Source organism: Hydrogenophaga sp. ANAO-22, from assembly GCF_042466645.1.
Taxonomy (GTDB): Bacteria; Pseudomonadota; Gammaproteobacteria; order Burkholderiales; family Burkholderiaceae_C; genus Hydrogenophaga.
Genome location: NZ_CP159956.1, coordinates 3,595,249 through 3,608,275 on the forward strand (window position 1 = coordinate 3,595,249; position 13,027 = coordinate 3,608,275).

At 70.0% G+C, this 13,027-nt stretch carries 10 protein-coding genes; 5 read left to right on the plus strand and 5 right to left on the minus strand.

What is annotated here, in order from left to right:
- The first annotated feature begins 36 nt into the window (after positions 1 to 36).
- Entirely contained in the window at positions 37 to 522 is a 486-nt protein-coding gene (locus ABSY19_RS17330; RefSeq protein WP_382153896.1) for an Lrp/AsnC family transcriptional regulator, read from the plus strand.
- A 7-nt stretch (positions 523 to 529) separates the two neighbouring features.
- Here ABSY19_RS17330 and ABSY19_RS17335 read toward each other — a convergent pair whose 3' ends face one another.
- Together ABSY19_RS17335 and ABSY19_RS17340 are read right to left on the minus strand one after the other, a co-directional pair.
- Complete coding sequence (locus ABSY19_RS17335) at positions 530 to 1,315, minus strand: IclR family transcriptional regulator C-terminal domain-containing protein (protein WP_382153899.1); 786 nt, start codon at positions 1,313 to 1,315, stop codon at positions 530 to 532.
- Positions 1,316 to 1,338: 23 nt separating this feature from the next.
- The gene (locus ABSY19_RS17340; RefSeq protein ID WP_382153902.1) at positions 1,339 to 2,229 is read right to left on the minus strand and encodes a LysR substrate-binding domain-containing protein; all 891 of its coding nucleotides are present in this window, start codon (positions 2,227 to 2,229) and stop codon (positions 1,339 to 1,341) included.
- A gap of 99 nt (positions 2,230 to 2,328) precedes the next feature.
- On the opposite strand from ABSY19_RS17340, the gene ABSY19_RS17345 reads away from it, so the two are divergent.
- Entirely contained in the window at positions 2,329 to 3,537 is a 1,209-nt protein-coding gene (locus tag ABSY19_RS17345; RefSeq protein ID WP_382153905.1) for an MFS transporter, read from the plus strand.
- A 25-nt stretch (positions 3,538 to 3,562) separates the two neighbouring features.
- Positions 3,563 to 4,372, plus strand: coding sequence for a 2,5-didehydrogluconate reductase DkgB (gene dkgB / locus ABSY19_RS17350; protein WP_382153908.1), 810 nt, complete (start codon positions 3,563 to 3,565; stop codon positions 4,370 to 4,372).
- 11 nt (positions 4,373 to 4,383) lie between these two features.
- Here dkgB and ABSY19_RS17355 read toward each other — a convergent pair whose 3' ends face one another.
- Positions 4,384 to 5,349 carry an AraC family transcriptional regulator gene (locus tag ABSY19_RS17355; RefSeq protein WP_382153911.1) on the minus strand — a complete coding sequence of 322 codons (966 nt, stop codon included), beginning with the start codon at positions 5,347 to 5,349 and terminating at the stop codon, positions 4,384 to 4,386.
- A 160-nt stretch (positions 5,350 to 5,509) separates the two neighbouring features.
- Here ABSY19_RS17355 and ABSY19_RS17360 point away from each other — a divergent pair, with 160 nt between their 5' ends.
- Together ABSY19_RS17360 and ABSY19_RS17365 are read left to right on the plus strand one after the other, a co-directional pair.
- Positions 5,510 to 6,340, plus strand: coding sequence for an NmrA family transcriptional regulator (locus ABSY19_RS17360; RefSeq protein WP_382153914.1), 831 nt, complete (start codon positions 5,510 to 5,512; stop codon positions 6,338 to 6,340).
- Positions 6,341 to 6,491: 151 nt separating this feature from the next.
- Positions 6,492 to 8,636: a DNA/RNA non-specific endonuclease gene (locus ABSY19_RS17365; RefSeq protein WP_382153917.1), complete on the plus strand. Its 2,145-nt coding sequence runs from the start codon at positions 6,492 to 6,494 to the stop codon at positions 8,634 to 8,636.
- A gap of 38 nt (positions 8,637 to 8,674) precedes the next feature.
- Here ABSY19_RS17365 and ABSY19_RS17370 read toward each other — a convergent pair whose 3' ends face one another.
- Together ABSY19_RS17370 and ABSY19_RS17375 are read right to left on the minus strand one after the other, a co-directional pair.
- Positions 8,675 to 9,607: a response regulator gene (locus ABSY19_RS17370; protein WP_382153920.1), complete on the minus strand. Its 933-nt coding sequence runs from the start codon at positions 9,605 to 9,607 to the stop codon at positions 8,675 to 8,677.
- The gene (locus ABSY19_RS17375; RefSeq protein ID WP_382153923.1) at positions 9,588 to 13,019 is read right to left on the minus strand and encodes an ATP-binding protein; all 3,432 of its coding nucleotides are present in this window, start codon (positions 13,017 to 13,019) and stop codon (positions 9,588 to 9,590) included. Before ABSY19_RS17375 ends, ABSY19_RS17370 begins: the two co-directional genes overlap by 20 nt.
- Positions 13,020 to 13,027: the final 8 nt, after the last annotated feature.

The window sequence follows — 13,027 nt, forward strand, 5'->3', positions numbered from 1 at the left end:
CGGCCACGCGGTCGGTAGGCATAAAATGCTTCGATCATGAAAACAGACGGCACAAACCACTTCGATGCCACCGATCTGAAGATTCTGGAAGAGCTTCAGAACGACGCCAGCCTGTCCAACGTCGAGCTGGCGCGGCGCGTGCACCTCTCGCCATCGCCCTGCCTGGCGCGGGTGCGGGCGCTGGAGGCGCGTGGGCTGATCCGCCAGTACGTGGCGCTGCTGGACGCGAAGCAGCTCGGGCTGCACCTCAACGTGTTCATCTCCATCAGCCTCAAGCAGCAGAGCCGCGAGGCGCTGGAGGAATTCGAGGCGCGCATCGGCATCCGCGACGAGGTGATGGAGTGTTACCTGATGACGGGCGACGCCGACTACCTGTTGCGCGTGGCCGTGCCCGACATGCCGGCGCTGGAGCGCTTCATCCTGGAGCAGCTTTCGCCGATCGCGCAGGTGGAGAAGATCCGCTCGAGCTTCGCGCTCAAGCAGGTGCGCTACAAGACCGCGCTGCCGCTGAGCGAGGTCTGAAGGATGTTCACAGCAGGGGCCGCGCGCTGCGCGCGGTGTCCTGCAGCACCGGCAGGATGCGCTTGACCGCGAGCTCGCTGGTCTCGTTGTTCATGGGCATGGTCACGCTCATCGCGCCCAGCAGCTCGTCGTTGTGGTCCCACAGCGGCACGGCGATGCCCCGGTAGTTCATCTCCAGCTGCTGCTCCGAAATCGCCCAGCCCTGTAGGCGCGCCTGCACCAGGTTCTGCTGCAGCTGCTGTTTGTCCAGCACGGTGTGCGAGGTGAAGGGGCGCAGCGTCTGCGCCGCGAGCCAGGGCTCCCAGAAGCCCGGCCCGAGCGCGGCCAGGATCACCATGCCGGCGGCCGTCAGGTGCGGTTGCACGCGCGAGCCCAGCATGTAGCCGGTGTTGAGGTGGCGCTGCGTGCCGCTGCGCGCGATGTAGACCAGCTCGTCGTGGTCCAGCACGGCGCTGTAGGCGACCTCGCCGGTGCCGGCGGTCACGCGCTGCAGGTAGGGCTGCACGGCGCGCGGCAGGCGCGCCGATTCCAGGTAGGCCTGGCCCAGGCGCATCACGCGCGGCGTGAGCCAGAACAGCTTGCCGTCCGTGGTCACATGGCCGGTGTGCACCAGCGTGAGCAAATACCGGCGGGTGGCGGTGCGCGTCATGCCGCAGCGCTGCGCGGCCTGGCTGGCGGTCAGGCGCGAGTGTTCGGCGTCGAAGGCCTCGATGAGGTGCAGGCCCTTCTCCAGGCCGGCGATCCAGTCGCGGCGTTCCATGTCCTGGGGGGCGTTGTAGGGTGGTGGCGGCATGCGGTGGATTCTGCCGGCTGCGTTCAGGCGCTGGCCAGGCGCAGCGCGAGGAAGTCCACGAAGCAGCGGATGCGCGAGGCCAGCTCGGTGTTGCGGTAGTAGACCGCGTGCACCGGCTGGCGCTGCTCCAGCGTGTCGCGCATCAGCACCTGCACCAGATCGCCCCGGGCGCGGTCGGGCCCGGTCATGAAGTCGGACAGGCAGGCGATGCCCGCGCCCGCGAGCGCGAGCTGGCGCACCGTCTCGCCGCTGGAGGCGGCGATGGTGGGCGTGATCGCCAGGCCGTCGCCATCGGGGTGGCGCAGCGGCCAGGTGTTGAGGACCTCGGGCTGGGTGAAGCCCAGCAGTGCGTGGCGCGCCAGGTCCTCCACCTTGGTCGGCCGGCCGGCCTTCTTCAGGTAGGCCGGGCTGGCGTACAGACGCAGGCGGTACGAGGTGAGCGGCCTGGCGTGCAGCGTGGAGTCGCGCAGCGTGCCGATGCGCACCGCCACGTCGGCGCGGTGCTCGATCAGGTCGATGATGCTGTCGCCGCTGTGCAGCTCCAGCTCGATGTCGGGGTACTCGGCCAGGAAGTCGTTCACCAGCGGCACCAGCACGTGCAGGATGAAGGGCGAAGCCGCGTTCACGCGCAGCTTGCCGGCGGGTTTCAAGTGGCGGCAGGCCAGCTCGTCCTCGGCGGCCTCGACCGATTGCAGGATCTCGCGCGCCCGCGCGAGGAACAGCTGGCCTTCCTCGCTCAGCTCCAGGCGCCGCGTGGTGCGCCGCATCAGCGTGGTGTTGAGCTTCTGCTCCAGCCGGCTGAGCGCGCGGCTGATGCCCGAGCTGGTCTGGCCCAGCTGCTCGGCGGCGGCGCTGATGGAGCCCGTGTCCACCACGGTCCTGAAGGCGAGCAGTTCGTCGAGGGTGGTCTTCATTCTTGAATTTTCGGCACAAATGTTGTTCCAGGCAACCGCTTTTTCTCAAGAAAGAACCGGCCCACACTGCGAACCTTTCCAGCCCTTCGGAGTGGTTTCATGCCTCTAGCCTTGCTCGCGCTGACCATCAGCGCCTTCGCCATCGGGACGACCGAGTTCGTCATCGTCGGCCTCATCCCCACCATCGCGGCCGACCTCGGCGTGAGCCTGCCCTCGGCCGGCCTGCTGGTCAGCCTGTACGCGCTGGGCGTCGCCGTGGGCGCGCCGGTGCTCACCGCGCTCACCGGCAAGCTGCCGCGCAAGACGCTGCTGCTCTCGCTGATGGCGCTCTTCACCGTCGGCAACCTGCTGGCCTGGCTCTCGCCGGGTTACGAGACGCTGATCGCCGCGCGCGTGCTCACCGGCCTGGCGCACGGTGTGTTCTTCTCCATCGGTTCGACCATCGCCACCGGCCTGGTGCCCAAGGAGAAGGCGGCCAGCGCGATCGCCACCATGTTCAGCGGCCTCACCGTGGCGCTGGTCACCGGCGTGCCGCTGGGCACCTTCATCGGCCAGCACTTCGGCTGGCGCGCCACCTTCCTCGCGGTTGCCGCGCTGGGCATCGTGGCCATCGTCGGCAGCCTGCTGTTCGTGCCGCGCAAGCTCGCGCACAGCCAGCCCGCCTCGCTGCTGCAACAGCTGGCGGTGCTCAGGCAGCCGCGCCTGCTGCTGGTGTACGCGATGACGGCCGTGGGCTACGGCGGCACCTTCGTGGCCTTCACCTACCTCGCGCCCATGCTGCAGCAGGTCACCGGTTTCCAGGCCAGCGCGGTCGGCGGCGTGATGCTGGCCTACGGCCTGTCGGTGGCGGTGGGCAACCTCTGGGGCGGCAGGCTGGCCGACCGCAAGGGCCCCATCCCCGCGCTGAAGATCATCTTCTCGCTGCTTGCGCTGGTGCTGCTGGTGCTGACCTTCACCGCCGCCAACCCCTGGCTCATGGTGCTGACCGTGCTGGCCTGGGGCGCCGTGGCCTTCGGCAACGTGGCCGGCCTGCAGGTCTATGTGGTGCAGCAGGCCGAGCGCTTCGCGCCGCGCGCCATCGACGTGGCCTCGGGCCTGAACATCGCGGCCTTCAACCTCGGCATCGCGCTCGGCGCCTGGGGCGGTGGCTGGATCGTGGACGGCATCGGCCTGCGCCACACACCCTGGATCGGCGCCCTGGTGGTGCTCGGCGCGTTCGGCCTGACCGTGTGGAGCGGCCGCCTCGACGCGCGCGACCCGGCACCGGCCCGCAGCGGCGGACGCACGGCGGCGTACGCTGGCCACTGACTCCCTTTTTTTTGAAAGACACACCATGAACACCCCCATCCCTTCCTTCGGCCTCGGCACTTTCCGCCTGCAGGGCCAGGTCGTCATCGACTCCGTGCGCCAGGCGCTGGAACTCGGCTACCGCCACATCGACACCGCGCAGATCTACGGCAACGAGGCCGAGGTCGGCCAGGCCATCGCCGAGAGCGGCGTGCCGCGCCGCGAGCTGTTCGTCACCACCAAGGTCTGGACCGAGCACCTGGCCGCCGAGAAGCTCGTGCCCAGCCTGCAGGAGAGCCTGCGCAAGCTGCGCCTGGACCAGGTGGACCTCACGCTGATCCACTGGCCCTCGCCCGCGGGCGCCGTGCCGCTGGCGGATTCGCTGCACGCGCTGCAGGCCGCGCAGGCCCAGGGCCTGACGGCGCACATCGGCGTCTCCAACTTCACCATCCCGCTGCTGCGCCAGGCGATCGACGTGGTGGGCGCGAAGGCCATCGCCACCAACCAGATCGAGCTGCACCCCTACCTGCAAAGCCCGAAACTCGTGGCCTTCGCGCGCGAGCAGGGCATCCACCTCACCTCGTACATGACGCTGGCCTACGGCAAGGTGCTGGGCGATGCCGTGGTCACCGAGCTGGCGCGCTCGCACGGCTGGACACCGGCCCAGGTGGTGCTGGCCTGGGCGCTGCAGCGCGGCTTCGCGGTGATTCCTTCGTCCACGAAGCGCGAGAACCTGCAGGGCAACCTGCTCGCGCCCACGCTGCGCCTGAGCGACAGCGAGCTGGCGCGCATCGACGCGCTGGACCGGGGCGAGCGCCTGGTGAACCCCGACGGCCTGGCGCCGGTGTGGGACTGAGCGGCGGCCCCTCAGGCCCGGGCCGCGCGGCGTGAGGCCTGCCGCGCCGCGCCCGGCGAGGTGCCGACCCAGCGCTTGAAGGCGCGGCTGAAGGCGGCCTCGGACTCGTAGCCGTGGCGGCTCGCCAGGTCGGCCAGCGGTGCGTCGTCTTCCTTGAGTTGTGCCAGCGCGAGGTGCATGCGCCAGCGCGCGAGGTACTGCATGACCGGCTCACCCACGCGCGCCGTGAAGCGGGCCGAGAACGCGGAGCGCGACATCGCCACCTCCGAGGCCAGCGAGGCCACCGTCCAGGGCCGGGCGGGGTCGAGGTGGATGAGCGCGAGCGCGCGGCCGATCTGCTTGTCCTGCAGCGCGCCGATCCAGCCGGTCTGCGCGGCCGGGTCCTGCGCCATCCAGTTGCGGATGGCCTGGATCACCAGGATGTCCGCCAGCCGCGTGATGATGGTCTCGCCCCCGGGCAGCAGCGTTCGCGCCTCCGACATCATCAGGCGCAGGCTGTGCTGCATCCACTCGTGCTGCCCCGCGCTGGCGCTGTCGACGCACAGCAGTTTCGGCAGCAGCTTCACGAGCCGCTCGGCCGCGGGATGATCGAAGCGCACCACGCCGCAGACCATGCTGGTGGGCGCACCGCCGCCGCCGTGGCGCAGGACTTCATAGCGCTCGCTGACGGTCTGGCGCGGCAGGTCGAACAGCGCGACGGTGGGCACGTCGGGGCCGCTGTAGAAGGCATGGCCCTGGCCGTGCGGCACCAGCGCGAACTCGCCGGCGCGCAGCAGCCGGGGCGCCACACCGGGCACCGCGATCCAGCATTCGCCGGCCGTCACGACGTGGAACATCAGGCAGTCGTCGAGCGCGGGCAAGGCCACCGACCACGGCGCCGTGACCTCGGAGCGGCAATAGAAGCTGCCGCTCATGCGCAGGAAATGCAGGGCCTCGCCGAGCGGGTCGATGGCGGGCCAGAGGTCTTTGGCTTTCATGCCGGGGAGTATCGGCCGGTGCGGTGCCATCGTCCAATGCACCTGGACGAATGGTCATGAACGAGCGCTTCTGAATCATTGTGAATCCCATGTGGCCTGCGGACACTGGACGCCTGGCAAGCCGGCACGTTCGCCGGCACCGATCCCAAGGAGATTCGACATGACCACCCCCTCACCCACCCTGGTGCTCGGCGGCCACGGCAAGACCGGCCGCCGCGTCGCGCAGCGCCTGAGCGCGCTCGGCCGGCCCTGGCGCATGGGCTCGCGCAGCGCCACGCCCCCGTTCAGCTGGGACGACCCCGCCACCTGGGCGCCGGCCCTGCAAGGCGCGGGCTCGGTCTACCTCTCGTACTTCCCCGACCTCGCCGTGCCCGGCGCGGCGGACACGGTGGGCGCGTTCGCGCGGCTGGCCGTGCAGCGCGGCGTGCGCCGGGTGGTGCTGCTGTCCGGGCGCGGGGAAGAGGGCGCGGAACGGGCCGAGCAGGCGGTGCAGGCCTCGGGCGCCGACTGGACCGTGGTGCGCGCCACCTGGTTCAACCAGAACTTCAGCGAAGGCGGCTTCCTCGACGGCGTGCTCGCCGGTGAACTGGCGCTGCCGGTGGGCGACGTGGCCGAGCCCTTCGTGGACGCCGACGACATCGCCGACGTGGCCGTGGCCGCGCTGACGCAAGACGGCCATGGGGGGCAGGTCTACGAGCTGACCGGCCCGCGCCTGCTCACGTTCGCGCAGGCGGCCGAGGAAATCGCACGCGCCATCGGCCGGCCGGTGCGCTGCACACCGATCCCGCTGGACGCCTTCACCGACGCGATGGCGGCGCAGGGTGAGCCGCCGGAGGTGGTGGAGCTGCTGCGCTACCTGTTCAACGACGTGCTGGACGGCCGCAACGCCCACCTGGCCGACGGCGTGCAGCGCGCCCTGGGCCGGGCGCCGCGCGACTTCGCGGAATTCGCGCGGGACGCGGCGGCCAGCGGGGTGTGGCGCCCGCGCTGAACCAAGGCGGCGGGGCCCGGTCGCGCGGGTCATGGCCCTGACATCTCCGCGCACCATCCTCCATTTTGAGGATGCCTTGTCGGCATCGAGGTGGGATGATTTCCGGCCAGGTTGAGCGAACCTCAACGGCCCCAACCAGGGGAAGCGCGCCATGGACCAGGGATTCCGGAATCGGGTTGATGCCACGCAGGACGAGCGTGCCCGCGTTCGCCTTCTGGTGGCCAGCGGGCAATGGAAGCGGGCCGAGCCCGACGCCGACCGGTTCCAGCGGTTCGCGGCCAAGCGCATCGAGATCCGCACCCGCAGCGGTGCGGAAGCCATCCAGCGCGGCAGCCTGGACTACCAGCCGGTCAGCTTCCTCGACGAGGGTGCGGTCGTGCGGCGAGCCGTTGCCTTCGTGGAGGCCACCTACGGCACGACCAGCACGACCGGTTCGGGGTTCATGATCAGCCCGCGGCTGTTCATCACCAACCAGCACGTGATCCCGCATGCGGAGGCGGCCATGGGCGCGTCGATCGTCTTCGATCGGGAACTGGATGAGTTCGGGCGCCCCAGGGCGACCACGACCTTCCGGCTCGACCCCGCGGCGTTCGCGCTCTTTTCCGACGAGTCCGAACTCGACTACGCGCTGATCGCCGTGGGCCCCCGGCTGGCGGGCGACCGCGAGCTGGCCGGCTTTGGGTATTGCCCTCTCTCGAACGCGCCGGACAAGCACGTGGTGGGCATGAACACCAACATCATTCAGCACCCTCTGGGGCAGCGCAAGCTGATCTCCATCCGGAACAACCTGCTCGTCGTGCGCACGGAGACCACGCTGCTGTACGAGACCGACACGCAGGTCGGCTCGTCGGGCTCGCCGGTCTTCAATGACGACTGGGAGGTCGTGGCGCTGCACCATTGGGGCGAGCCGTTTCTGCGGCGCGTGGACGACGAAGGCAAGCCCGTGCCGCAGGAAGTCAACGAGGGCATTCGAGTCAGTGCCTTGGTGGGCCACCTGATGGCCCGGCGCGGTGAACTGCCCTTGGCCGCGCTGCCCTTGCTCGTCCAGGCGCTGGAACTGGGCGAGCGGGCGTCGGTCCGGTCGAGTGGTCCGAGCCTTGGCCCTCCCAGGCCCACTGCGCCGCCAGCGCCCACGCCGCGACCCGTTGCCCAGCCACTTCACAACCCCCACAGCGAGGCCAACCCCATGACTGCTTCCCCTTCGGGCACTTCGGTCGAATTCATGGTTCCCCTGCGGATCACCGTGGCGTTGGGCGCCGATGGCCCCTCGGTCGTCACCGCGCAGGCGCCGGGCGTCTCCCAGGCGGGTTCGGTGGCGCCGGTGCTGGCGCTCGGGCACCCGCTGGCGCGAGCGTCGGAGGCGATCCGCGTCGACAGCAACTACGGCAACCGTTCCGGCTATCGGGAAGACTTCGTTCCCGGCGCCCACCTGCCGCTGCCCACCCTGCGGGGTGACCTGGCGGATCAGGTGGCCCCACTTCGGGCGACAGAGCCGGACGCCGCGTCGGGCGAGCTGAAGTACGAGCATTTCAGCATCAAGCTGCACCGGACGAAACACCTTGCGATCTTCACCGCCACCAACATCGATGGCGAGACCTACCTGGCCGTGGACAGGGACACCGGCGAGGTCAAGGCATCCGAAGGCGAAAAGTGGTTCAAGGACCCCCGTGTCAGCGAGAGCTTCACGCTGAACCAGGACTTCTATTCGGCCTGGTCGACCTACTTCGATCGCGGCCACCTGACGCGGCGCACGGATCCCACCTGGGGCACCCCCGAACAGGCAGAGCGCGCCAACGCCGACACCTACCACTTCGCGAATTGCTCGCCGCAGCACTTCCGCTTCAACCAGAAGGCCCGGTTCTGGCAGGGGGTGGAGCGCTACATCCTGGAGACCGGTGTGCTCGCGCAGGAGGTCCGGCGCGCGCTGTGCGTCTTCTCCGGGCCGATCTTCGACGACACCATCGATCGCTGGGCCGATGACGTGCAGATTCCCTCGTCCTTCTTCAAGGTGGTGGTGTGGCGGGGCGCGGACAAGCTGAAGGCGGTCGGGCTGGTGGTCGACCAGGGGCCGTTGCTGGACGAAGCCCGGGTCAACCTCGGACCGCCCACCGCACCGTCCCACGTGGACGTCAAACAGTGGCGCGTCGCCATCAGGTCCATCGAGAAGCGCACCGGCCTGGATTTCGGCGCCGATGTGCGGGCCGCCGACACGATCCGCCAGGCCGGCCAACCCGACGTCGGCGCGGAGGCGGTGAGCGGCATCCTGCTGCGCTCGCTGGGCGACATCGAGCTGTAGGCGGCGCAGGCGGCGGAGCCGCTGCCTGGCCGCCGCGCTCAATCCTGCGGCAGCAGCTTGCCCGCGATCGCCGCCGCCGCCGAGCGCGTCTCCACGCCCAGCTTCTCGAACACGTGCTCCAGGTGCTTGTTCACCGTGCGGTGGCTCATGCCCAGGATGTCGGCGATGTCGCGGTTGGTCTTGCCCTTGGCCAGCCACGACAGCACCTCGGTCTCGCGCGGCGTGAGCGCGATGTCGCGCAGGCGCTGCGCGGCGTCGCTGTCGGGCGGCGTGAGCGTGAGCAGCAGCATGGCTTCGCCCAGGTTGCCCTGGCCCATGTGGCGCGCCAGCAGGCGGCCGTGGCGGCCGAGGTCGCGCAGCGTCTCGCGCTGGTTCAGCGAGGCGCCCAGCCATTCGCGCGCGCGCTGGCCGGCGGCGGCGTCCTGACCGAAGGCCAGCGCCAGCCAGGCCGTGGCCTGGGGCGAGCGCCAGGCCAGGCGGCCCTGCGTGTCCAGCACCACCGTGCCCATGCCGGCCACGTCCACCGCTTCCTGCGCCAGGCGGGTCACGCGCGCGTTGCGCACGTGGGTGGCCAGGCGCGCCATCACCTCGGGAATGCGCAGCGGCTTGACCACGTAGTCCACCCCGCCGCTGGCGAAGCCGCGCAGGATCTGCTCGCTTTCGGACAGGCCGGTCATGAAGACGATGGGCACGTGCGACCAGGCCGGCGTGGCCTTGAGCCGCTCGCACAGCGTGAAACCGTCCATGCCGGGCATCACCGCGTCGAGCAGCACGCCGTCGGGCACGGCGACCTCGAAGCGCTCCAGGGCTTCGTCGGCGTCGCGCGCGGCGAGCACGACGTAGCCCTCGGCGACCAGCGCGTCGCCCAGCATGCGAAGGGTGTCCACGGCGTCGTCCACCACCAGGATCACGGGGGGTGTGGCGGCCGGTGGGGGTGGCGCGGTCACAGGGTCAGTGGTCGATGGTGTCATCTTCTTCCGTCAGCTCCGCGGTGTCTCTGAGGTACTCGATCAGGGTCTGGAAATCGAAGCGGTCCGCGCAGGACTGCAGCAGCGCCAGCGTGGCGGCGTGCGCGGGTTCGGCGGTCTGGGCCTGCCACAGTCGCTGGCGCAGCGCGGCGGCCTGCCCCTGGCGGGCCAGGCGCTGCAGCTCCTCGCGCAGGTCTTCGGGCAGCGGCAGTCCGGTGACGCGGTGGCGCACGAAGCTCACCGGCGGGGTGGCCGGCGCCTGCTCGGTCACCCACTCCAGCGCCAGCGCGTGCTTCAGCGCGTCGAGCAGTTCCGACTCCATCATGGGCTTGGCGACGAAGCCCTGGCAGTCCAGCGCGGTCAGCTGCTCGGGCCGGTTGTCGAACAGGTTGGCCGAGACGAACACGATGGGCAGGCGGGAGGCGGGCAGCAGCTGGCGCACGGCGGCGGCGGTCTGCCAGCCATCGAGGCCGTCCATGGTGAGGTCCAGCAGCAGGCCGTGGGGCGCGTGCTGTTCGATGATCTCCAGGCATTCCTGGCCGCTGGCGGCCTCGCGCACCACGAAGCCCAGCGGCACCAGGATGCTGGCGAGCAGCTGGCGGTGCAGCGGCTGGTCGTCCACCACCAGCAGGGTGCGGCGCTCGCCCAGGTAGCCGGTGACCGCGCGCAGCGTGGAGGGGATGGGCAGCGGGTGTTTCGGGTCCGAGGGGATGGGCGGCAGGTACAGGCGCAGCGAGAAGGTGCTGCCGTGGCCCGGGCGGCTTTTGAGCAGCAGCTCGCCGCCCATCATGTCGGTGAGCAGGTGCGTGATGGTCAGGCCCAGGCCGGTGCCGGTGTCCAGCGCGCGCCGCCCCGCGCTGCCGCGCTCGAAGGGCAGGAAGATGCGCTTCTGGTCCTGCGCGGCGATGCCGATGCCGGTGTCGATCACGTCGATGCGCGCCACCTGCTGGCGGAAGTCCAGCCGCAGCGTGACCTCGCCCTGGTCGGTGAAGCGCACCGCGTTGCTCAGCAGGTTGATCAGGATCTGGCGCAGGCGCTTGGCGTCGGCCCGCACCCAGGCCGGCAGCTCGCCTTCCTGCTGCACCACGAAGCGCAGGCCCTTGGCCTCGGCCTGCGGGCGCACCATGCGCTCCACGTCTTCCAGCAGCTGGCCCAGCGGCAGCGGCACCGGGTCGAGCTTGAGGCGGCCGGCCTCGATGCGCGCGAGGTCGAGCGAACCGTCGATCAGCGCGTGCATGTGCTGGCCGCTGCGCTGCATGGTGGCGATGGTCTCGCGCACCCAGACCGAGATCTCGTTGTTCTTCAGCAGGATCTGCGCATAGCCCAGGATGCTGGTGAGCGGCGTGCGCAGCTCGTGCGTCATGCCGGCCACGTAGCGCGTCTTGGCCTGGCTCGCGGTCTCGGCGCGGTCGCGCGCGGACTGCAGCTCGGCATCGGTGCGCTGGTGGGCGTCGATCTCCCGCATCAGCAGCTGCGTCTGCCGCTCGGACTCGTCCTGCGCCATGCGCCGGCTGTCGGTGGTCAGCACCACCCACCACGAACACACCGCCGCCAGCAGCACCAGGAAGGCATAGATCTTGAGCAAGGGCGATTGCAGGGCCTCGGCCGGCGCGTGCAGGCTCTCCTGCAGGTAGACCATGCCGATCAGGAAGGCCATGACCGCGCTCAGCGACAACCAGACCGCGAGGAACTGGCCGGCGCGGAAGTTGACCCGCACCATCACGCCCTGCGGCAGCACGGCGGTGAGCGCGGCGCGCACCTGGTCGATGGCGCGCGAGTTGGTCTTGCAGCGGTCGTGGCAGCGCGACTCGAGCGAGCAGCACAGCGAGCAGATGGGCGCCTGGTAGGCCGGGCAGCTGGCCATGTCTTCCGACTCGAACTGGTTCTCGCACACCGAGCAGCGCACCGCCTCGCCGGGCGCCCAGCCGCCCGAGGGCGTGCGCGCCAGGTAGTACCTGCCCTGGGTGGCCCAGGCGATCAGGGGCGAGAGCAGCAGCGCCAGGCCGAGCGCGATGAAGGGCGAGAAGGCCGCCGCGACTTCGCCCATCACGCCCGCGTAGGCCAGGCTGGCCACCAGCGCCGCGATGATCATGGAACCCATGCCCACCGGGTTGAAGTCGTACAGGTAGGCGCGCCGGAACTCGATGCCCTTGGGGCTCAGGCCCAGGGGCTTGTTGATGATGAGGTCGGCCACCAGCGCGCCGACCCAGGCGATCGCCACGTTGCTGTAGACGCCCAACACCTTCTCGATGCCGGCGAACACGCCCAGCAGCATCAGCAGCGTGGCAATGCAGACGTTGAACACCAGCCAGACCACGCGGCCGGGGTGGCTGTGCGTGACGCGCGCGAAGAAGTTGGACCAGGCCAGCGAGCCGGCGTAGGCGTTCGTCACGTTGATCTTGATCTGCGCCAGGATCACGAACACCACCGTCATCGCCACCGCCAGACCGGGGTGGCCCACGGCCTCGGTGAAGCCGGCCAGGAACATCTGCGTGGGCTCGGTGGTGCGCTCGGGGTTCACCTCGAACTGCATGGCGGCGAACGCGAGAAAGGCGCCGCCCACCATCTTGAGCATGCCCATGACGATCCAGCCCGGGCCCGGGATCAGCACCGCGGCCCACCAGCGCCAGCGGTTCTCGCGCTTGCGCTCGGGCATGAAGCGCAGGAAATCGACCTGCTCGCCGATCTGCACCACCAGCGAGAAGATGACGGCCGCCGCCGCGCCGAACATCAGCGGGTGGAACTCGCTGCTGCCCGAGCGGATGCCGGTGAGGCTGGTGAAGTCGCGGTAGAGCTGGGGTTGCGACAGCCCGATCCACACGAAGGGCAGCACCAGCAGGAACAGGTAGAGCGGCTGCGTCCAGGCCTGCAGCCTGGAGATGAGGGTGATGCCCCGGATCACCAGCGGAATGATCACCACCGCCGAGATCAGGTAACACCAGGCCAGCGGCCAGTCGGTCGCCATCTGCAGGGCCAGCGCCATGATCACCGCCTCGATGGCGAAGAAGATGAAGGTGAACACCGCGTAGATCAGCGAGGTGATGGTCGAGCCCAGGTAGCCGAAGCCGGCGCCCCGGGTGAGCAGGTCCATGTCCAGCCCGTAGCGCGCGGCGCAGTAGGCGATGGGCAGGCTGGTGAAGAAGATCACCAGCCCCACCACCAGGATGGCCCACATGGCGTTGGCGAAGCCGTAGTTGACCGCGATCGCGCCGCCGATGGCCTCCAGCGCCAGGAAGGACAGCGAGCCGAAGGCGGTGTTCGCCACCCGCCACTCGCTCCATTTGCGGAAGCTGCGCGGCGTGTAGCGCAGGGCGTAGTCCTCCATGGTCTCGTCGGCCACCCACGAGTTGTATTCCCGGCGGAACCGGAAGATTTTCTGCGTGGCGACGGGGTGGGCGGGCTCGGGCGAGGGCATGCCCGGGA

Coding starts and splice junctions, on each gene's coding strand:
- ABSY19_RS17330 (WP_382153896.1), top strand. CDS start 37: ATGAAAACAGACGGCACAAACCACTTCGATGCCACCGATCTGAAGATT.
- ABSY19_RS17335 (WP_382153899.1), bottom strand. CDS start 1,315: ATGCCGCCACCACCCTACAACGCCCCCCAGGACATGGAACGCCGCGAC.
- ABSY19_RS17340 (WP_382153902.1), bottom strand. CDS start 2,229: ATGAAGACCACCCTCGACGAACTGCTCGCCTTCAGGACCGTGGTGGAC.
- ABSY19_RS17345 (WP_382153905.1), top strand. CDS start 2,329: ATGCCTCTAGCCTTGCTCGCGCTGACCATCAGCGCCTTCGCCATCGGG.
- dkgB (WP_382153908.1), top strand. CDS start 3,563: ATGAACACCCCCATCCCTTCCTTCGGCCTCGGCACTTTCCGCCTGCAG.
- ABSY19_RS17355 (WP_382153911.1), bottom strand. CDS start 5,349: ATGAAAGCCAAAGACCTCTGGCCCGCCATCGACCCGCTCGGCGAGGCC.
- ABSY19_RS17360 (WP_382153914.1), top strand. CDS start 5,510: ATGACCACCCCCTCACCCACCCTGGTGCTCGGCGGCCACGGCAAGACC.
- ABSY19_RS17365 (WP_382153917.1), top strand. CDS start 6,492: ATGGACCAGGGATTCCGGAATCGGGTTGATGCCACGCAGGACGAGCGT.
- ABSY19_RS17370 (WP_382153920.1), bottom strand. CDS start 9,607: ATGACACCATCGACCACTGACCCTGTGACCGCGCCACCCCCACCGGCC.
- ABSY19_RS17375 (WP_382153923.1), bottom strand. CDS start 13,019: ATGCCCTCGCCCGAGCCCGCCCACCCCGTCGCCACGCAGAAAATCTTC.